The sequence below is a fragment of the Microbulbifer pacificus genome (assembly GCF_033723955.1).
GTDB classification, from domain to species: domain Bacteria; phylum Pseudomonadota; class Gammaproteobacteria; order Pseudomonadales; family Cellvibrionaceae; genus Microbulbifer; species Microbulbifer pacificus.
Map to the genome: position 1 here is coordinate 3,915,478 of NZ_CP137555.1, position 20,130 is coordinate 3,935,607.

Below are 20,130 nucleotides of genomic sequence, written 5' to 3' on the forward strand. Positions count from 1 at the left end.
GTTGGACATCGAACGCAGTATTCTTGACGTGCTCACCAGTGCCACGGCCAAATATGCTGAGCGGCCCGCGTTTACCTGCTTGGGTCACACGCTTACCCATGGCGACATCGACCGGCTCAGTGCCAACTTTGCCTCCTACCTGCAGAACAATACCAACCTCAAGCCCGGTGACCGTATCGCCGTACAACTGCCCAACGTATTGCAATACCCGGTTGTTGTATTCGGTGCACTGCGCGCTGGCCTCATCGTGGTCAACACCAACCCGCTGTACACCCGTCGCGAACTCAAGCACCAGCTGAACGACTCCGGTGCCAAAGCGTTGGTCGTACTGGCGAACATTGCCGACACCGCGTCCGCGGTGATTCCGGAGACTTCGGTAGAGCAGGTCATTGTTTCCGAAATTGCCGACCTGCATGCACCGCTCAAGCGCGTGCTGATCAACAGTGTGGCGAAGTACGTCAAGAAAATGGTGCCGGCATTCCATTTTGCCAACCAGGTAGATTTTCGCGATGCCATGGCAATTGGTGCCAGGCAGCCACATCAGGACGTTGCGCGCTCACCGGATGATATCGCCGTGCTGCAATATACCGGTGGTACGACCGGTGTTGCCAAGGGTGCGATGCTTACCAATCGCAACCTGGTTGCAAACATGGAACAGGTGCGCGAAGCACTGGGTGATTCCATGAAAGAGGGTGAGGAGTTTTACATTGCGCCGCTGCCCCTGTACCACATTTACGCCTTTACCATTCACTGTATGTGCCTGTTTACCACCGGCAATCACTCGCTGCTGATCCCGAATCCGCGGGATATCCCGGGTTTTGTCAAAACTCTCAAGGGCAAGCGTTTTACCGGCTTCTGTGGTCTGAATACCCTGTTTAACGGCCTGATGCGCTGCCCGGATTTCGCGGATCTGGATTTCAGCAAGCTGCACACCACCTGCTCCGGCGGTATGGCGCTGACGCGCGCCACCGCAGAGAAATGGGAGGAAGTGACCGGTTGCGTGGTGACCGAGGGTTACGGCATGACCGAGACCTCGCCAGTAGTTTCCTTCAACCCGGCGGAAGCCGTGCAACTGGGTACTGTGGGTGTCGCAGTGCCGGGCACTGAAGTGAAGGTCACCGACGAGAACGGTAATGACCTGCCCAACAACACTCCCGGAGAGCTGTGTGTGCGCGGCCCTCAGGTGATGAAGGGTTACTGGGAGCGCCCGGAAGCCACCGCGGAAACCATCGATGCGGAAGGCTGGCTGAAAACCGGTGATATGGCAGTCATCCAGGATGACGGTTACATCAAGATCGTTGACCGCAAGAAGGACATGATAATTGTGTCCGGTTTCAACGTGTATCCGAATGAAATCGAAGATATCGTTGCCGCTCACCCGAAAGTGACCGAAGCTGCCGCCGTGGGTATTCCCGATGAGCGCAGCGGCGAATCGGTCAAATTGTTTGTGGTGAGAGCGGATACGTCGCTTACGGCGGAAGAGGTGATTGCCTACTGCCGCGAGAACATGACCGCGTATAAAGTGCCGAAAAATATCGAGTTCCGTGAAGACCTGCCGAAAACCAATGTTGGCAAGATTTTGCGTCGCGAGCTTCGCGATGAAGAACTGAAAAAAGTCGAAGCTGAGGTCAGTGCCTGAGTATAGGGACTTTCCCGCCCCCAAAAACCCGCTGCTGGCAGCGGGTTTTTTTATGCATGAAATTCCTTCCGCGGTAGCGATATAGCACCAGGTGTTATCGCTGTATAGGTTGGTGCGCTATAACTAGGAGATAAAAAATAACGGTTGAGCGCAAAATGGCACAGCAAAAGCAACGGCCTACCCTGATCCACGAGGAGTTACCGGCGGAACACGAAGATCCGCTGATTCGCGTTTTGCACATTGTCATCCGCAGCTCGGTGCGCTTCCTATCCGTGCTGATGGCGCTGGTCATCATGTGGAGCGTTGCTGATGTGGTTTGGGTCCTGTATCAGCGTCTCAGTACTGATCCGGTGCTGCTGCTGGACTACAACGATCTTTTTGATGTGTTTGGGGCCATTATGCTGGTGCTTATCTCCATTGAGATCTTCATCAATATCCGTCTTTATCTGGGATCCAATGTGATTCCGATTCAGCTGGTGGTGGCGACGGCGCTGATGGCGATCGCACGGAAGGTCATTGTGCTTGATCTGGATGATACCGGGCCGATGTATATCTTGGGGATTGCTGCGGTGGTAATGGCGTTAGGGATTACCTACTGGCTGGTAGCCAAGAAGGAAGCGCTGAGCTACAGCGACCGGCGCAGTCTGCTGGAAGACCAGAAAAATTGAATAGCGCCAAAGAGAATTCAGTGAACAGGGGCGCCAATCTGGCGCCCTTTTGCTGTATACAGTCGCGACCGCGCTAACAGTCGTCGGATCCAGAGACGAAATGCAGTGGGGGCATGCCTTTCCTTACCAGAACCAATGGAGCAGGGCGGAAGAAGTAGCTGCGCTCCGGATATTCCCGATGCGCTATAACTAAGTGAACGATTTTTGCAGTGGGGTGGCCATGAAGAGCCCTAGGCGTCGCACAATCGTGCATGAAGAACTTCCGACCGAGCACGAAGACAGGTTAATTCGGTATCTGCATCGCATTATCCGTGTTGCTGTTCGCTTTCTCGCGATATTGATGTCTCTGGTGATCGTCTGGGGCGCAATATATGTGCTGGTTGTTCTGTATGAACGGCTCAGTTTTCCGCCGGTATGGATACTGGACTCCAGAGATATATTGGATATTTTCGGGTCATTTCTGGTGGTGCTGATCGCCGTTGAGATATTTGTAAATATTCGACTTTATCTCGGTACCAACATCATTCCTATGCAGCTGGTGGTGGCAACGGCATTGATGGCGATGGCGCGCAAAATAATTGTGTTGGATCCGGAGAAAGTTTCTCCGATGTATGTGTTTGGCTTCGGGGTGGTAATTTTTGCGCTGGGAATTACTTACTGGGTGGTTTCGAAAAGTTCGAATGAGCGCGATCCGGATGATGAATAGGGGCTGACTTGGACTCAGCCCCAAGCATTTCCCACCGGCATTACGCCGGGGGAAAGTTTGTTTATTTTCTATTTTCGGCGCTGGCATCCCTGGCTGCGCGGAATTCATTGCCTTGGTACCAGTTTGGCCAGTCGCGGCTATTGGCGAGTTCCAGACCCAGGTCGAGGCCCAGGGCCAGATCCAGCGCGGCACCTTCCAGGTTCCACTGCGGATCGTACTCATCGCCGGGCTTGTGGTAGGCGTGGGACGTGTACTCTTCGCCTTTTTTCTGCGCCCAGTCACGGCCGTGCTCGAAGCTGTCGGTTCCAGAATCGAAATACAGCATGGGCACGCCTTTCTTGGCCAGGCTGAAATGATCTGAGCGGTAGAAGTAGCCGCGTTCCGGATGATCTTCCGGTGCCAGGTAGCGGCCCTGTTTGGCAGCGGCTGTCTCCAGCAACTTCTCCAGTTCGCTGTTGCCGTAGCCAACCACGATCACGTCGCGCATCGGGCCGAGGACTCCCATGGCGTCAAAGTTGATACCAGCTACGGTTTTCTCCAGCGGTACCACCGGATTTTCCGCGTAGTACTTGGAGCCCAGCAGGCCAGACTCTTCCGCGGTCACCGCGACAAATACCAGCGAGCGTTCCGGTGCCTGCGGCAACTTGGAAATCTGCTGTGCCATGGCCAGGAGGCCGGCGGTGCCGGTGGCGTTGTCGACGGCACCGTTAAAGATGTGGTCGCCGCCTTCGGCGTGGTTGTTCACGCCCAGGTGATCCCAGTGGGCGGTGTAGATTACCGCTTCATCCGGATATTTGCTGCCGGGAAGCTTGGCCACCACGTTGCGGGAATTGGATGTGCGTACCTTGCTTTTCAGATCGACCGAAGCACTGAGGTCCAGCGCCTTGGGCTTGAATCCACGCTGCTTGGCGGCGTCCATCTCCTGGGCCAGATCGAGGCCGGCGGCGCTGAACAGTTCCTTGGCGGCATCGCCGGTCATCCAGGCTTCTACAGCCACACGATCGGCGTTCTTGTTGTCTGCCGCCAGGCTGATCTGCGCGCCGGACCAACTGCCACTGACCACTTCCCACGGGTAACCGGCGGCACCGGTTTCATGGATGATGATCGCGCCCTCGGCGCCCTGGCGTGCGGCCTCTTCAAACTTGTAGCTCCAGCGGCCGTAGTAGGTCATGGCGTTGCCATTGAACAGGCTTTTGTCCTGGGTGGCGTAGCCCGGGTCGTTGACCAGAATCACCGCGGTCTTGCCTTTCATGTCCAGGCCGGCGTAATCGTTCCAGTCGTTTTCCGGTGCCACGATGCCGTAGCCTACGAACACCAGCGGGCTGTCCTGCAGTTTGCTCGACGGTACCTGGCGCTGGGTGAAGGTCACCATCTCGGTCAGTGGTTGCAGGGACTTATCAAAGTCCTTGCCCTTGATGACCAGCGGGGTACTTTCGATGTTCATTTCCACCACCGGTACCTGCTGGAACCAGCTGGGGTTGCCTTCGGCGTCCTTGGTACCGGGCTCGAGACCGAGTTTTTTGAACTCGTCCGCGAGATAGTTGACGGTCAACTCCTCACCCTTGGTGGCGGGGGCGCGGCCCTCAAATTTGTCGGAGGCGAGCACCGCGATGTGCTTGTGCAGGTCTTTCGCCAGTTCTGCTACTTCCGCTTTTTCTTCCGGGCTCAGGCTGGGCTGGCTGGCGGTTGCCGTTTCCGCGTTGGCGGCGGCATTTGCGGGCTGCTGGGTTTCACTCGCCGTCGGCATATTGGCCTGCGGGGTTTCGGTTTCGGCTTCTTTCTTGGCGCAGCCGCCGATGGCTGCCAGGCCCGCGAGGGCCAGTGGCAGTGCCAGGCGCCGCCAGTGTTGGGGCAGTTGCATGGTCGTTTCCTTCTCTTGTTTTATGGTGTTGTTATTGGTTGTTGCGCTGAATCAGTTGGACCCATCCATATACGCGAGAGTTTCACGGATTGGGAACAGGATGTCTTTCGCCAGCTGACGGCTGCGCGCTGGCGACCAGCCTTCCACAGTATCGGGCAGGTCGGCGTTGTCCTTGAACGGCATCTCCAGGGTGAGTGCCAGGGTGCGGAACTGGTGTCCGCACCAGTTGGTACCTACGTTCATATTGGCCTCGCCGGGCCCGTGCAGTGGGTAGCCGTGTTCGGTCTGGAAATCCGGGCTGGCTTTTTCATACGCCTGCTTGAAGACGTTTTCCAGTGCCGCATGTTTTTCGTCATAGCCGGGAATGCCTTCACAGGCGGCGACGAAGTTGTAGGGCAGGGCCTCATCGCCATGGATATCGAGGAAGATATCGCCACCAGTGGCCAGCATACGCTCTCGCACCAGGTAGACCTCGGGGCTGCGCTCCATGCTCGGCGACTGCCACTCGCGGTTCAGGTTGGCGCCCGCCGCGTTGGTGCGCAGGTGACCGCGCACGCTGCCATCCGGGTTCATATTCGGCACCACGTAAAACACGGTGTTCTCCAGCAGGCTGCGCGCGGCGGGATTGGCGTCGTCCAGCAGAGCTTCGAGGAAGCCTTCCACAAACCACTCCGCCATGGACTCACCCGGGTGCTGGCGGGCAATCATCCACACCTTGCGCTTGGCGGTCTCCGCGTTGCCGATGGTGAGCAAGGTCATATCGCGCCCGTCCAGGGTCAGGCCGAGGGTCTCCGCCTGTACGCGCTCGTCGGACTGGGCCCACGCCAGCAGGTCCAGATGCCGCTCCCAGGAGAAGGGGGCGAAGTAGGCAAGGTAAATACTGGGCTGGTCCAGCTCCACGGTAAAATCCAGCACATTGCCGTCGTACTGTGCATCGATGCGGAACCAGTTGTGGCGATCGTAAGAGGCGCAGACCCGGTAATTTTCCCAGCCCGCCGGGTAGGCCGCCTTGCCCGCATTGGTAATGCGCAGCGGGTACTGCTTGCCCACCTCGCCCTCGAGGCGGAAGTGGAACCACTGGTAAAAGTCGGACTGGTTGTCGATCCCGATGGCCAGCTCGATGGGGTTGCTGTCTTTGTTGATGACTTTGATATTGCCGCTGTCAAAGGCGCTGCTGATGTGCATGCGTGAGCTCCGCAGTAATCTAGGCGATAAGGTGGGTATAACCGGGAAACTATGGCGTATCCGGGATTTTTTGGGGACTGCTTAGCAGGATACAGATTCGTAACAAAAATTCAGGATAGTTCAGGGCAGCTTGGAGTAATTTTCTGCTGGCGGGCTTAAATTGAGTGAAATATTTTGGCGGGGGTCGATTTAGGCGGGCAATAGTAATACCGCACTCAAAATTGCCGCGGCAATAAAAAAGCGCGGCGTCCTTGCGAACACCGCGCTTCTGCCAATCCATGGCGGCACCTGCTGAGACTACTGCTCCTTAAAAAATTTCTGGCGTCAGACCAATGACGACTACTCACTGCCCTGGTCACTGCACGGTGTGAACCACAATTACACCTTCAGAAACCTTGTACTGCTCCCTGACATACCTCAGCAGGTGCTGTTTAAAGTTTAGGCAGGCTTTGCTTGCAGCGTTCCCGCGCAATGAAAACTTGGCGTCAATTCGGTTAACTTTTAGACAGTTAATACGGTTCTGTCTTATCCGGTCCTATGGTAAAAACAGCGTCAATCGAAATTGAGTTCACTGTCTTTCCAGTACTTGGTGCCTTTGAGCGTAGCCTGTAGTGCGACACCGCTTTCGGTGAGCTGGTATACCCGCATACCGTCCACCACCACTTCACCACCCACTGCGACACCTTTGTCCTGGGCCTTGGCCGCCGCGTCCGCATGGCCGCCGAAGGACCAGCCGTGCTCCACAAAACGGTTCATGACTTCCGGCGAGTCGAACACGAACAGTGCGCGGAAATCCTTGACGCCAATGCCGAGGCCAACACCCACTTCACCCATCTTCATGTAGGTGCGCTCACCGGATTTGCCCACCGCTACCCCGTAACCGGTGGAGGCGCTGGCGAGCAGCAGGTTCACATTGACATTGCTGAATACCGCGTAACCTGGGGCGCGGGCCACATCGCTGCGCAGATCCGGCTTCAGGCGGTAGAGCTCGTCGAGCACCTGGCGTTCTGTCTGCTGGATATGTTGGCGCTGCTCGTCACGAGTCTGGCCGGGAGCGGCACAGGCGGTGATCAAAAGAACCTGGATCAGCACCGACAGGAGGGCGACTGGTCGCAGAACTCGGCGCGGGACGGAAAGTCGGAAGTGCGGCATGGCGAATACTCCTGAAGCCCCTCAGGCTGGGACTGTTGTGGATGTCGAGTTTTGGTAACGGTTGCCCGGTGGGCATTATTTTTGGTTTTTCCGCTGCCGGCTATGGGCGTTAACGGAATTGATACGAGAATACCGATGATGTCCCGCCGCGCCTGCGACCTGGTGCACAAAGAGCGAATTGGCGCCACTTTCGGCCCCTCTGCCAAATCGGGTATTCTTGCCGCCCTATGCAAATGACTTCGGGATTCCACAGAGGAAACAATTCATGAACCGATCCATCAAGCGCGGCGTCGCCGCCTCCTGTCTGCTGACCCTGGTGTTGAACCTCACCGCGTGTGGCTATTTTCTCTACCCGGAGCGCAAGGGGCAGTCTGGTGGTCGTGTCGATCCGGTGGTGGTGATTCTCGATGGTGTTGGCTTGCTGTTCGGCATCCTGCCGGGTGTTGTTGCATTTGCGGTAGATATCACCAACGGTACCATCTATCTGCCGGCGGGCGGTTCCTCCGCCATTGACCGTCATCTGACCGCGAACGAGCCAGAGGCAAAAGACGTGATCGACCAGAACGGTCAGGCGTGGATTGAGCTGCCACTGGAAGCGGTAAGTGGCGGCGATACCGTGGACGCGCAGAATCTCAGTCAGGTGCGCGCATCGCTGGCGCATTACACCGGCCAGCAGGTGGCGGCGACAGATATCGTATGGTTCCAGGATCTGGTGGCGCTCGAGCAGGCGCGCACCGAATCTATGGCTGCCCGCTAAGGCCGGTGGTCGTTCGCACGCGCGGATAACGCGGTGCTTTCTTCCGGAAGCATATCCGATCTTTTTGGGCAGGCGGCGGGTCTCCGCCGCTTCGCCCAGAATCTTTCTGCGCGCAGTGCGTGCCTGCCTTTTCTGAGCGCTCTGAACGCGGTCTCTTCCGCTCTCTCATAGCGGTGCGTGCGCAAAGCGGTCCTAGCGCTTGCCGCCGGTAAGTGCACCCATTATCCCGCGCATCAATTCCCTGCCTATCTGGCGACCGAAACTCGTGGCCATCTTGTCGAAGGATTTTTCCAGCGCACTTGGTTTGCGGGAGGCCGCTGTGGGTTTCTTTGTAGGTGGCGCAGGTGGCTCCGCCTGTGCGCGGCGCTGCTGCAGCTGTTCATAGGCGGATTCCCGATCCAGTTGCTGGCTGTATTTGCTGCGCCATGGATTGTCCTGCAACAGCGCCTTGCGTTCCCGGTCGTCCAGGGGTGTTAGTCGGCTGGCGGGAGGGTAGATGAGCAGGCGGGATACCGGTTGCGGCACGCCGTTTTCATCGAGGCAGGACACCAGTGCTTCGCCCACACCCAGTTCGCCGATGGCCTGTGCGGTGTCGATCTCGGGATTGGCACGGAAACTGTTTGCCGCGGCTTTTAGCGCGCGCTGTTCGTTCGGGGTGTAGGCCCGCAGTGCATGCTGCACCCGGTTGCCGAGTTGCGCGAGGATGTCTTCGGGAATATCCAGCGGGTTCTGGGTGATAAAAAATATCCCGACACCCCTGGAACGGATCAGCTTCACGATCTGTTCCACTTGCCCGCACAAGTTTTTTGGCAGGTCGTCAAACAGCAGGTGCGCCTCGTCGAAAAACAGTACCAGCCGCAACTGGCGGTCGCCGACTTCCGGCAGGTTTTCATAGAGTTCCGCCAGCAGCCACAGCAGCAGGATGCCGTACACCGACGGCTGCATATCGCTGGCGTCCAGCAGGTGGATGCAGTTGTTCTGCATAAGATCGGGGAGGTCGAGCGCGGGCTCGCCGAACAGGGCATCGGCGCCCTGGGACTCCAGGGCGAGATATTTGCGTTTGATGGCGCCAAGGCTGGCGGGGGAGATGGTGCCGAACTCCTCCAGTAGCGCCTTGCGCTTCTGGTCCGCGTAGTCGATCAGTGCCAGCAGGTCCTTCCAGTCCAGCAACAACAGACCCTGCCGGTCGGCAATGCGGAACAGCAGCTGCATGAGTCCCTGCTGGTTGTCGTTCAGCTGCAGCATACGGCCGATAAGCTCCGGCCCCAGCTCGCTCGGGGTGGTGCGCATCGGCAGGCCACCGGCGCCCCAGAGGGTGAGGGGGAAGGCGTGGAAATACCCTTCATCGAGGTCGAACAGGGGCAGCCGCTCGCGCACCTTGTGGCTGTCGCCGCCGGCGGCGCCGAGGCCGCTGAGGTCGCCCTTGAGGTCGGTCACCAGGGTGGCGATGTCGCGCGCGCTCAGTTGCTCCGCCAGGTAGCGCAGGGTGACGGTCTTGCCAGTGCCGGTGGCACCGCAGATCAGCCCGTGGCGGTTCAGCATCTGCGGCAGCAATTGTCCCGTGTTGCTCTGCCCCGGGGTAGCCTCGGTAAGCTTGTCTTTGCCGAGAGGGATCGGCTGCGAGAGATTGGGCTGGAGCGGCATCGGAACTCCTGGTGGCGACACATGATCCGTGTGTCTAATCCCTGTAACTGGTCCTTGTTACTTTAGTCCCGACGCCTGCCGGTGCTCAGGAGGATTGTGCGGATTTGAACGCCTTGGGTGAGAGGCCGGTCCAGCGTCGAAAGGCTTTGCCGAACGCGCTTTCGTCGCAGTAGCCGAGGGCGGCGGCGATATCCACATTGGTCTTTTCACCCTCCCGCAGCCACTGGCAGGCGTAGTGGCTGCGCACTTCGTCCTGGATGGCGCGGAAGCTGGCGTTTTCCTCCAGCAGTTTGCGGCCGAGGTGGCGCGGGCTGATGCACAGGCGCGCCGCCACCTGTTCGCGACTCAGTTGCGGTTCCTGTTGCAGCAGGTGGGCAACCCGCAATTGCAGGCTCTTGCTGGTGAGTGCTTTGAGCAGCGCATCGGCTTCCGGTTTAAGCCGTGCCATCACCTGGCGGTCGGCGGCGACCAGCGGGATCTCGAGATCCTGCGGGCGGAAGCGGATACCGGATGATTCTGCGTTGAACTGTACGGGGGCCTGCAGCAGTTGCTGGTACTGTTGCTGCACGGCCAGCGACGGCGTGGGGTAGGCAAAGAGTACGCTTTGGGGTTGAAACTCGCGCCCGGTCATGGCGCGGGCCTGCGCCAGGCAAATGGACAGCACGGTTTCCACCCGCAGGCGCGCGCAGCGCAGGTAGTTGGGGCGGTAACAGAACTCCACATAAAAACTGCCGCGGCGCATCTCGAACTGTCCGCCTTCGCCGAGCAGGGGGTGGTAGATGAGCAGCTGCTCCAGAGCGGCACCGAGATTTTTCTGGGTCATCAGCAGGTAGCCCACCAGTCCCATCTGGCTGCCCTGCATGGCCTGGCCCAGGCGAATGCCCAGCAGCGGGTCCGGGTGTGCGTCCTGTACCGCCAGCCAGATCTCCTCCTGCACGTTCATCGGGACCCGCTCGTTTTCGTTAATGGCGGTCAGGAGTGCTTGGGCTTTGGGAGGCAGTTTGAGCTGAAGTCGCTCCAGAGCACTGATAACTGCTCGTGTGTAGCTCAGAGTGACGCTTCTGCTGTCGACGGTGTTCAATTTGATTGTCCGAAATTAACCAGATGCTGCCCGATTATGACGACGGCCTTTGGGAATGTCACGTTATATTGATCGCCAACGTGATATGTCAAGAAAGTCAGCTGGAACGCGCGGCGTTCACCTGACAGGCAAAAGTGGGAGAACAATAATGAAGCCATTGGCGGGAATGAAGCCCTTCGCGGTTATCGGCGCCGGCCCCATGGGGTTGTGTAGTGTACGCAATCTGGCCAAGCACGGAATCCCCTGTGTGGGTTTCGAAATCCACAGCGATGTGGGTGGCCTGTGGGATATCGATAGCCCCACCAGCACCATGTACGAATCCGCCCACCTGATTTCGTCCAAGCGCATGACCGAATTCGCGGAATTCCCCATGGGCGACGAGGTGGCGCTGTTCCCCAGTCATCGGGAAATGCGTGACTACTTCCGCGCCTATGCGGAGAAATTCGATCTGTACCGCCACTATGAATTTGAAACCGAAGTGCTCAATTGCGCGCGCATCGGCGAAGACTGGCACATTACCACCCGCCGCAATGGCGAAGAGCAGACCCGTGTGTTCGGCGGCCTGCTGATCGCCAATGGCACCCTGCATCACCCCAACATGCCGCAGCTGCCCGGTGAATTCGCCGGCGAACTGCTGCACTCCGCGGATTACCGCGATGCGGCCATGTTCGAGGGCAAGCGTGTGCTGCTGGTGGGCTGTGGCAACAGCGGTGCGGATATCGCAGTAGACGCGGCGCACCGCGCCAACAGCGTGGATATCAGCCTGCGCCGGGGCTATTACTTCCTGCCCAAGTTTATCGGTGGCAAGGCCACCGACGCTGTGGGTGGCAAGATCAAGTTGCCGCGCTTTATCCAGCAGCGTATCAGCGCCGCACTGTCGAAATTCATGCTCGGCACGCCCGAGCAATACGGTCTGCCAAAGCCGGACTACAAGATGTTCGAATCGCATCCGGTGATCAACTCCCTGATCCTGCACCATATCGGCCACGGCGATATCAAGGTGCGCAAGGACATCACTGCGGTGGACGGCCATAAGGTGACCTTCACCGACGGCAGCAGTGGTGAGTACGACCTGATCCTGATGGCCACCGGCTACAAGCTGCACTATCCGTTTATCGACCCCGCCCAGCTCAACTGGCAGGGCTTTGCCCCGCGCCTGTATCTCAATGTTTTCCATCCGGAGTACGACAACCTGTTCCTGATGGGGATGGTGGAGGCCGCGGGTCTCGGCTGGGAAGGGCGCAATCGCCAGGCGGAGATGGTGGCCCTGTATATCCGCCAGCTGGCGTCGGGTGCAGCCTCTGCGCAGAAGCTCAAGCAGGTGAAGCGCGCGCAGGCTGGTGAACGCGCCGATGGCGGTATGCAGTATCTGAAGCTGGAGCGCATGGCTTACTACGTGCACAAGGACACCTACCTGAAGGCACTGGCTGGTCACACCCGGGACTTGCTCGGCGACCACCAGGTTGAGGATACTGCACAGTTTTCAGCCAATCCGGCCGCAGCGACCCGCTGAGGTCGCCAGGACAATGAATAACTTGAATCCCGCTTTATCCGTTTCTATCGACAGTTTCCAGATGTCGCCGGCGGCCCTGATCGCCCTGAACGCCGTACTGGCCTTCATGATGTTTGGCGTATCGCTGGGGCTGCGCACGGCGGACTTCCGTCGTGTGCTGAGCCGCCCGGTGGCGCCGGTGACCGGGATGGTGGCGCAGTTCCTGCTGTTGCCGGCCATTACCTGTTTCGGCACCTGGGCGCTGGACATCAGCCCCGGGCTGGCGCTCGGCATGATTCTGGTGGCCTGCTGCCCGGGCGGCACCTTCTCCAATGTAATGACGTGGATCGGTCGCGCCAATGTTGCCACCTCGGTCAGTATGACGGCCATATCCAGTCTCGCCGCAGTGGTGCTTACACCGCTGAACTTCGCCCTCTACGGCAGTCTCAACCCGCACACTCGCGAGGCCCTGCAGGCCATTCACCTGCCGGCGGAGAACATGGTGCTTATGGTGGTGCTGGTGCTGGCGTTGCCGATGGCGCTGGGCATGCTGGTGGGGGGGCGTTTCCCGCGCTTTGCCGAGCGCAGTGAGCGGCATTTCCGTACCGCATCGCTGTTCGTTTTTCTGCTTTTTGTGGTGATTTCCTTCAGCAAGCACTGGCAGACCGCGCTGCAGATTGCGGGCTCGGTACTGGTGCTGGTGATCGTGCACAACGCCATTGCCTTCCTGATTGGCGATCTCGCCAGCCGCGGAGCGCGCCTGCCCCAGGGGGATCGGCGCGCGGTGACCATGGAAGTGGGGATTCAGAACTCGGGTCTGGCGCTCGCCATTCTGTTCACTTTCTACCCGGGCTCCGGGGAAATGCTGGTGGTGGCGGGCTTCTGGGGTGTGTGGCACCTGGTGTCCGGGCTCAGTCTTGCCGGCTACTGGAACTACAGCAACCGGCGCATTGCGGGCGCGAACGCGCACGCCGCGGATTCGATTTGAATTTTTAGCTGGCATCGGCCGCGGTGGCCGTCAGGCCAAACACTGTGATCCATGACAGCTTGGCCCATAACAACTCTGGCCATAACAAAAAGAGCAGAACATGAGTGATAAACGGGTACTGATTACCGGGGCGGCGGGCTATGTCGGCCGCCTGTTGGGGGAGGCGCTGGCGACGCGCATGGACGTGGTCGGTGTCGATATCGCACAGCGTGAGGCGGCGTTCCCCATCTTCCAGATGGATATTTGCGATGCGGCGCTGGCGGAACTGATGCGTGCCGAGCGCATCACCCATGTGGTGCATCTGGCTTCGGTAATGGCCTCCGGTCGCGATCGCGCGCGTGAGTACCGTATCGATGTGGACGGCACGCGCAATGTACTGGACGCCTGTATCGCCGCCGGCGTGGGGCACCTGACTCTGACCAGCAGTGGCGCGGCCTACGGTTACCATGCAGACAACCCCGCATGGCTCACGGAGGATCTCCCTCTGCGCGGCAACCCGGAATTTGCCTACTCGGACCACAAGCGTCTGGTGGAGGAAATGCTGGCGGATTACCGCCAGAAGCATCCGCAGTTGCGTCAGTTGATCTTCCGTCCGTGCTCGATTATCGGCGCCACCACCAACAGCAAGATCAGCGACCTGTTTACCGGCAGCAGTATTCTCGATCCCGGGGGCCACAACTCACCGTTTGTGTTTATCTGGGATGAGGATGTCGTCGGCGCCATCGAACACGGGGTTGTCGAAGATGCCAGCGGCATTTACAACCTGGCCGGCGATGGCGCGCTGACGCCTGCGGAAATCGCGCGCCTGCTGCACAAACCCCTGCGCCGTCCGCCGGTGTGGCTGGTGAAAATGTTGCTGGGTATCAGCTACGGACTGCGCCTCGGCAATGTGCAGCCGGCACAGGTGATGTTTCTGCAATACCGTCCGGTATTGCTGAATACCCGCCTGAAGAGCGAGCTGGGCTATCGCCCGCGCAAAACCTCCGCGGAAGCCTTTGCCTATTTCGCAAAAAACGTGCTCGATGTCGATATCGACGCGGGCAGCGCGCGGGTCACCCATGCCGATCCAATAGTCAAAGAGGTGGCGGGAGGCCAGACCGTATGAGCGCTCCCCTGATCACCCCGCAGAACCAGGAAAAGATTTTTGTGGTTACCGGTGCTGCCGGAGGGCTCGGTTGGGCACTGGTATGCGCGCTTGCAACAGCCTTCATCGCCCAGGGGCCTGTGCGCTTCGCACTGGTAGATATGGATGTGGAGGCCTTGGCCGCGCGTGCGCGGGAGCTGGATGCGCGGGGTATCGACGCAGATGTGTTCGTCGCAGACCTGTCCTCGGAAAGTGCGGTGGCTGAACTGTGCGCGCGTCTGCGCAACCTCTACGGGAGTGTCGACCTGCTGGTGAACAACGCCGGCATCACCCACCGCAGCCTCTCCACCCAGACCAGTAACGCGGTCATCCGTCGGGTGATGGCGGTGGACTATCACGCGCCGGTGGAGCTGGCGCAGGGGCTGATGGGTGAACTGCGTGCGGCTTCCGGCTGCGTCATCAACATCAGCTCCATGGCGGGCTGGATGCCGGTACTGGGGCGCGCGGGATACTGCGCCGCCAAAAGTGCACTGCACCAGTACTTCGAGACCTTCCGCGAGGAAGTGCGCGACGAAGGTGTGCGCGTCCTCATGGTCTACCCGAGCTTCGTCGCCACCAATATCGACGCCAACGCCCTCGCCGGCGACGGTGGCCGTGCCAAGCACGCCCAGAGCACCATCGGCCAGGTGCGCAGTGCCGACTGGATGGCGGGCGAGATCGTGCGCGCGTTGATGGCGGGCAAGGAGCGCCTGTTCCCGCGCGACAAATCCCTGCTGGGAGCCTACCTGTACAAGCTCGCGCCGAAACTGTTCCTGCGCCAGATGGTGAAAAACTTCCGCGTAGAACTGGAAGTAGGGCGGGCAGCACAGGTCGCTGACCGCTGAATGTGAGTATGTTCCTGTGCCGTCAGCGGATCATGGTGATTACGCTGGCGGCGAGCAGCAGGCCCATGGTGATATTGAAGATCCTCAGGTAACGGGGTTCTTTCAACAGTTGTTTCAGGCCCACACCAAACATCAACCAGACCACGATACAGGGGCCGCCGATCAGGATGAACGCCAGCGCAATGCGCCCGGCCTCCATCAGCATGCCACCGTTCGGTGTGGTAAACGCCGCAAGCGCGCCCACTGCCATAATCCAGCCCTTGGGGTTCACCCACTGAAACGCCACCGCCTGTAAAAAGGTGAACGGCTTCTTCCCTTCCGCAGAGCCCACCTCGCGTGTATTGGCAATGACCCATGCCAGATAAAGCAGGTAGGCGATACCAACCCAGCGAACCACCTCGTGCAATATCGGGTACTGGCTGAACACCGCGCCGAGACCAAGGCCGATGGCAATGATCATGAGCGGGAAACCGACGCAGATCCCGAGGAAGTGCGGCATTGAGCGGCCGACCCCGAAGTTGAGGCCGGACGACATGATCATCAGGTTGTTCGGCCCGGGTGTGATACTGGTGGAAAACACAAACAGGGCGATCGGCAGCAGCGCTTCGAGCAAGGTAGGCCTCGTGGGAAAGTCGAGTGGTAACGGGTGATGCAGATTGAGATTGCACGGATATACGCGCTGATTATCCGCGTTGCCGAAATCGCGGTAAACCGGCGCCACAGGTGCCGTGCTAGAATTCTGCAAATTTTCTGCGGTTGCTCGCCATGTCAATGATCGACAGTCACTGTCATTTCGACTTCGATGCCTTCGCCGCCGATCGCCAACAGGTGTGGCAGCGCTGTATCGCAAACGATATTCAGTCCTTGATCATTCCCGGTATCAGTATTCCCCAATGGCGCCAGCTGTTTGCGCTGGTAAACACCCAGCCCGGCTGGTACGGCGCGGTGGGGGTTCACCCCTGGTGGATTGAGGAACTCGCCATTGAACCCGCGCAGCTGCGGCGCGCGGTGGAAGAGCGTGTCGCCCGCGAGCGGGCCGGCGCCAACCGCTGTGTCGCGGTGGGCGAATGCGGTCTGGATGCCAATATCTATACACCCATGGAAGTGCAGCTCGCGGTGTTCTCGGCGCAGCTGTGCGCAGCGCAAAACCTGGAATTGCCGGTGATCGTGCACTGCGTGCGTGCGCACAGTGAAGTTATCCGCGTGCTGAAACAAATGCGCCCGCAAAAAGGAGGCGTGATCCACGCCTTCAGCGGTAGCCGCGAAATTGCCGAGGAGTATCGCCGACTGGGGTTTATGCTCGGGGTCGGCGGCACCATCACTTATCCGCGCGCCAGTAAAACCCGCGATACGCTGGCCTCGGTACCGCTGGAATCCCTGCTGCTTGAATCCGACGCTCCGGATATGCCGCACGCCGGTCACCAGGGCGAGCGCAACAGTCCGGAATATCTGCCAGCGGTGGCGGAAACCCTTGCGACGTTGCGTGGGATTGACGTGCAGCAAGTCATCGCGCAAACCGAAAAAAATACCCGTGCACTGTTCAATCTGTGAATGCCCAGTGGTGAATACCTGGTTATGAGTTTTTCCGTCGAGCAATTCAAACAACAGTTTCCGCTGTTTGCCCAGAGCGAGAACCGCGAGCTGGTGTATCTGGATAACGCCGCCACCACACAAAAGCCCGAGTGCGTGATCGATGCCATCGCCGATTTTTATCGCCACAGCAACGCCAACACCCACAGGTCCAGCCACCGCCTGGCCCGTCGCGCCACCGACATGGTGGAGCAAGTGCGCGCACGCGCCGCTGTATTTCTCGGCACTGCCAGCCCGAAAGAGGTTGTATTTACCCGCGGTGCGACCGAGGGGCTGAACCTGCTGGCCTACAGCCTGTGCTCGCAATTGCAGCCTGGTGATCAGGTTGTCTTAACTACGGCAGAGCACCACGCCAATCTGGTGCCCTGGCAGATGATGGCAGAGCGCTACCAGCTTGAGCTGCGCTATGTACCGGATACTCGGGGAGTGCCGCAATTTGATCGCCTGACGGAAGTGATCACGGCGCGCACCAGAATTGTGTCGACCACCGCAGGCTCCAATGCACTCGGTTTTCGCTCGGACCTGAAGGCTGTGCGCGCCGCGCTCGCGGATAAAAATATTCACTGGATCGTGGATGGCGCCCAGCTGGCGGCACACGAACGCGTGGGTGTACAGGATATCGGCTGCGATTTTTTTGTGTGCTCTGCACACAAATTTTACGGCCCGACCGGCGTCGGGTTGCTGTACGGTCGCGAACGCCTGTTGCGAGCCATGCCTCCGTGGCAGGGTGGTGGCGAGATGATTGCCGATGTCGACCTCTACTCGAGCCACTTCGCGGATCTCCCGCATAAATTTGAAGCCGGCACCTCGTCGCTCGCGGCCATTGCCGGGCTCGGTGCCTGCCTGGAATTTCTCGGGCAGCAGGATAGGGCGGGCATGGCGCGGCATGAGCAGCAGCTGCTGCATTATTTGCACGATCGTTTGGAGCAGATTCCGGAGCTGAACCTGCTGAGTGCGGCGGAAAACAACCTTGGCATCGTCGCTTTCACCCATCCCCGCTGTGCGGCGATAGACCTGATGCAGTGGCTGGATGCGCGCGATATCGCGGTGCGCGTAGGCCACCACTGCGCCCAGCCATTGGTGCGCGCGAGTGGCCACAGTGCCACGTTGCGCGCGTCGGTGGCCGCCTACAATACCCGCCTGGATGTGGAGAAATTTGTCGCCGCAGTAGCGGATTTTTTTGCGCACCTGGACGATGACGTGGAAGCGCAGAGTGGCGTACACACCAGTGTCGAGGGTGCGGATTGGCAGGCCGATGACCTGGGCGCACTGGATATCGAAGCACTGCGCGCGCAGCGCAATTGGCAGGACCGCTATCGCACCCTGATGGGGTGGGCCAAGTCGGTGTCCCGCAAGGATTCGATCCGTCGCGACGATAATCTGGTGCGCGGTTGCGAGTCCAGTGCCTGGCTGGTGCACCGTTGTGAAAATGGCCTGCACCGCTTTGCGCTCGACAGTGACAGTCGCATCGTCAAGGGGCTGGGCGCGCTGCTGCTGCTGCGCTTGGATGGGCAGAAAAGTGGTGCGGTGCTGCGTGCGGATCTGGAATCCCTGTTTGCAGAATTGGGACTGGAGCAACAATTGAGTGAGTCCCGGGCCAACGGTTTCCGAGCGTTGTTGGAGCGAGCCTTTTTATTAATGCAGCAGCACTGATGGCTCCGCGTGCCGATTGATTTTTAGGGCGCGCGTTTTTCGGGGATTTGCCGGCGATCCCCTCAGTGAATTCTCAGCGCTTGCAGCCAATGGATTATGGTGGCGGCCAGTGCCTGCGGTTGTTCCATCGGAATCATGTGGCCACTGTCATCGATAATTTCTAGCGACGCGTTCGGGATCGCATCCACCAGTTCCTGCGCCTCTTCGAGAGAGCGCAGCGCATCGTCGGTACTCGCCACCACCAGCGTCGGGCAGCGTATCGCCTGCGCCGGCACGCCGGATCTGTCCAGTGCGGACTGCATTGCCAGGGCGTGGTACCCCAAGCTGTTTCCCATAGCCTTGATCCGGGCGATCAGGTCGGTATCCGCGGCGCGGCGGGGGTGCAGTGAGTTCGCGATGGTGCTGTTGCTCAACCCTTTGAATCTGGCTGCGGAAAGTGCGTTTACTGCCTGTTGCTTCAGTTTTATTTGCTGGGCCGTGTCCTCGCGCAGGGAGCTGGCGACGATCGCCAGTGCTTCCACCCTTTCCGGGTAGTCCGCCGCCAGTTGCCTGGCCACGTATCCGCCCAGCGAGAAACCGATCATCAGGAAGCGCTGCGGTGAGCGCTCGGCGATATGCCGCGCGATCCCAGCTATGCTTTGTGCCCCGGTCAGCGTACCGGTATACACCGCCCAGTCTTTGGGAAGCAGGCTTCTGAACTCGTCCCACAAAGTCTCGTCCAGCATAAAACCGGGTATCAGCACTACCGAGCAGGGTCGACTGCGCACATCGAATTCCATTCGATCAATTTTTCCCGCGCTGTTTCAGAATTCGCTCTATCGCTTTGCTCGCCGCCACGAAACCGAAAGTACCGGTAACCATGGTGGCAGCGCCGAAACCACCACTGCAGTCCAGTTTGACGCCGTTCTGCATACCGCTTTTTTGCTGGCAGACCTGGCCGTCCGGCTGCGGGTACACCATGGGTTCGGTGGAGTAGATCGCATCGACACCGAACTGACGTTTGCTGGACTTCTGGAAATTGTGGAAGCGATACAAGTGTTGTCGCACTTTCGCCAGCATCGGGTCGCTCACCGTGCGCCCTAGATCGGTGCAGTCGATCGCGGCGGGGTTGGTTTTACCTCCGGCGGAGCCCACGGTAATCAGGCGGATTTTTCTCGCCTTGCAGTAAGCGATCAGAGACGCCTTGACCCGTGCGTTATCAAACGCATCCACCACCAGATCAATGGGGGTATTTTCCGGGTTGAGCAGCTCGGCAAAATTGTCGCTGGCGATAAAGTCTTCGTGGGTGTGGACTTCAATTTCCGGGTTGATCGCCCGCAGCCGCTCTGCCATCACCTCAACCTTGATCTCACCCACGGTGTCCACCAGGGCATGAATCTGGCGATTGGTGTTGGTGATACAGATATCGTCCAGGTCGATCAGGGTGATTTTACCGATGCCGCTGCGCGCCAGCGCTTCCGCGGTCCAGCTGCCGACCCCACCGATACCGATAACCACCACATGGGCTGTGTGCAGCGCCTCGAGTGCGGTTGTGCCGTAGAGTCGGGCGATGCCGCCAAACCGTTGCAGGTAGGAGTCACTGAGAGACATGGGTTTATCCGGACTGTTTTACGGGAGATTTCACTGGAGAGCGGTACGTGTAGATTTCGCCGATGGATGCGCGCTAATTCTACGTTCGCTTGGACATGGTGCGTGGGAGAGTAAGGTGCGGGGCGCAGAGTGCGCCCCGCGGTAACCGGATCGGGC

At 59.3% G+C, this 20,130-nt stretch carries 18 protein-coding genes; 10 read left to right on the forward strand and 8 right to left on the reverse strand.

All coding sequences use genetic code 11. From position 1 onward, the window contains the following. Position 1 precedes the first annotated feature (1 nt). The 3 genes from R5R33_RS16575 to R5R33_RS16585 all read left to right on the forward strand — a co-directional run bounded on the left by R5R33_RS16575 (position 2) and on the right by R5R33_RS16585 (position 3,013). Positions 2 to 1,639 (forward strand): AMP-binding protein, encoded by a 1,638-nt coding sequence (locus tag R5R33_RS16575; RefSeq protein ID WP_318953810.1) that lies wholly within the window; start codon positions 2 to 4, stop codon positions 1,637 to 1,639. A 155-nt stretch (positions 1,640 to 1,794) separates the two neighbouring features. Next, the gene (locus tag R5R33_RS16580; RefSeq protein WP_318953811.1) at positions 1,795 to 2,307 is read left to right on the forward strand and encodes a phosphate-starvation-inducible PsiE family protein; all 513 of its coding nucleotides are present in this window, start codon (positions 1,795 to 1,797) and stop codon (positions 2,305 to 2,307) included. 247 nt (positions 2,308 to 2,554) lie between these two features. Further along, positions 2,555 to 3,013 carry a phosphate-starvation-inducible PsiE family protein gene (locus R5R33_RS16585; protein WP_318953812.1) on the forward strand — a complete coding sequence of 153 codons (459 nt, stop codon included), beginning with the start codon at positions 2,555 to 2,557 and terminating at the stop codon, positions 3,011 to 3,013. A gap of 61 nt (positions 3,014 to 3,074) precedes the next feature. Here R5R33_RS16585 and R5R33_RS16590 read toward each other — a convergent pair whose 3' ends face one another. The 3 genes from R5R33_RS16590 to R5R33_RS16600 form a co-directional block, all read right to left on the reverse strand. Beyond that, positions 3,075 to 4,874 (reverse strand): M28 family metallopeptidase, encoded by a 1,800-nt coding sequence (locus R5R33_RS16590; protein WP_318953813.1) that lies wholly within the window; start codon positions 4,872 to 4,874, stop codon positions 3,075 to 3,077. 51 nt (positions 4,875 to 4,925) lie between these two features. Further along, complete coding sequence (locus tag R5R33_RS16595) at positions 4,926 to 6,059, reverse strand: M14 family metallopeptidase (protein WP_318953814.1); 1,134 nt, start codon at positions 6,057 to 6,059, stop codon at positions 4,926 to 4,928. A 552-nt stretch (positions 6,060 to 6,611) separates the two neighbouring features. Continuing rightward, on the reverse strand, positions 6,612 to 7,211 hold the full coding sequence (locus R5R33_RS16600) for a lipid-binding SYLF domain-containing protein (RefSeq protein ID WP_318953815.1): 600 nt from the start codon (positions 7,209 to 7,211) through the stop codon (positions 6,612 to 6,614). 265 nt (positions 7,212 to 7,476) lie between these two features. On the opposite strand from R5R33_RS16600, the gene R5R33_RS16605 reads away from it, so the two are divergent. After that, a complete protein-coding gene (locus tag R5R33_RS16605) occupies positions 7,477 to 7,968 on the forward strand; it encodes a hypothetical protein (protein ID WP_318953816.1) in 492 nt (163 codons plus the stop codon). A 192-nt stretch (positions 7,969 to 8,160) separates the two neighbouring features. Here the strand turns inward: R5R33_RS16605 and R5R33_RS16610 are convergent, their stop codons facing one another. Beyond that, complete coding sequence (locus tag R5R33_RS16610; protein WP_318953817.1) at positions 8,161 to 9,612, reverse strand: helicase HerA-like domain-containing protein; 1,452 nt, start codon at positions 9,610 to 9,612, stop codon at positions 8,161 to 8,163. A gap of 85 nt (positions 9,613 to 9,697) precedes the next feature. Then, on the reverse strand, positions 9,698 to 10,693 hold the full coding sequence (locus R5R33_RS16615) for a helix-turn-helix domain-containing protein (RefSeq protein WP_318953818.1): 996 nt from the start codon (positions 10,691 to 10,693) through the stop codon (positions 9,698 to 9,700). Positions 10,694 to 10,841: 148 nt separating this feature from the next. Between R5R33_RS16615 and R5R33_RS16620 the strand changes: the two genes are divergently transcribed. The 4 genes from R5R33_RS16620 (at position 10,842) to R5R33_RS16635 (ending at position 15,141) form a co-directional block, all read left to right on the forward strand. Further along, positions 10,842 to 12,206 (forward strand): flavin-containing monooxygenase, encoded by a 1,365-nt coding sequence (locus tag R5R33_RS16620; protein ID WP_318953819.1) that lies wholly within the window; start codon positions 10,842 to 10,844, stop codon positions 12,204 to 12,206. Between the two features lie 13 nt (positions 12,207 to 12,219). After that, on the forward strand, positions 12,220 to 13,173 hold the full coding sequence (locus tag R5R33_RS16625) for a bile acid:sodium symporter family protein (protein ID WP_318953820.1): 954 nt from the start codon (positions 12,220 to 12,222) through the stop codon (positions 13,171 to 13,173). Between the two features lie 100 nt (positions 13,174 to 13,273). Beyond that, complete coding sequence (locus tag R5R33_RS16630) at positions 13,274 to 14,278, forward strand: SDR family oxidoreductase (RefSeq protein ID WP_318953821.1); 1,005 nt, start codon at positions 13,274 to 13,276, stop codon at positions 14,276 to 14,278. Further along, on the forward strand, positions 14,275 to 15,141 hold the full coding sequence (locus R5R33_RS16635) for an SDR family NAD(P)-dependent oxidoreductase (RefSeq protein ID WP_318953822.1): 867 nt from the start codon (positions 14,275 to 14,277) through the stop codon (positions 15,139 to 15,141). The genes R5R33_RS16630 and R5R33_RS16635 overlap by 4 nt, the downstream gene beginning before the upstream one ends. Positions 15,142 to 15,163: 22 nt before the next feature. On the opposite strand, the gene R5R33_RS16640 is transcribed toward R5R33_RS16635, so the two are convergent. Beyond that, complete coding sequence (locus R5R33_RS16640; protein ID WP_318953823.1) at positions 15,164 to 15,754, reverse strand: LysE family translocator; 591 nt, start codon at positions 15,752 to 15,754, stop codon at positions 15,164 to 15,166. A 152-nt stretch (positions 15,755 to 15,906) separates the two neighbouring features. On the opposite strand from R5R33_RS16640, the gene R5R33_RS16645 reads away from it, so the two are divergent. Next, complete coding sequence (locus R5R33_RS16645; RefSeq protein WP_318953824.1) at positions 15,907 to 16,692, forward strand: TatD family hydrolase; 786 nt, start codon at positions 15,907 to 15,909, stop codon at positions 16,690 to 16,692. Between the two features lie 24 nt (positions 16,693 to 16,716). Further along, on the forward strand, positions 16,717 to 18,384 hold the full coding sequence (locus R5R33_RS16650; RefSeq protein ID WP_318953825.1) for an aminotransferase class V-fold PLP-dependent enzyme: 1,668 nt from the start codon (positions 16,717 to 16,719) through the stop codon (positions 18,382 to 18,384). Between the two features lie 62 nt (positions 18,385 to 18,446). Here R5R33_RS16650 and R5R33_RS16655 read toward each other — a convergent pair whose 3' ends face one another. Together R5R33_RS16655 and tcdA are read right to left on the reverse strand one after the other, a co-directional pair. Continuing rightward, on the reverse strand, positions 18,447 to 19,151 hold the full coding sequence (locus R5R33_RS16655; protein ID WP_318953826.1) for an alpha/beta fold hydrolase: 705 nt from the start codon (positions 19,149 to 19,151) through the stop codon (positions 18,447 to 18,449). 16 nt (positions 19,152 to 19,167) lie between these two features. After that, positions 19,168 to 19,974: a tRNA cyclic N6-threonylcarbamoyladenosine(37) synthase TcdA gene (gene tcdA / locus R5R33_RS16660; protein WP_318953827.1), complete on the reverse strand. Its 807-nt coding sequence runs from the start codon at positions 19,972 to 19,974 to the stop codon at positions 19,168 to 19,170. Between the last annotated feature and the right edge of the window lie 156 nt (positions 19,975 to 20,130).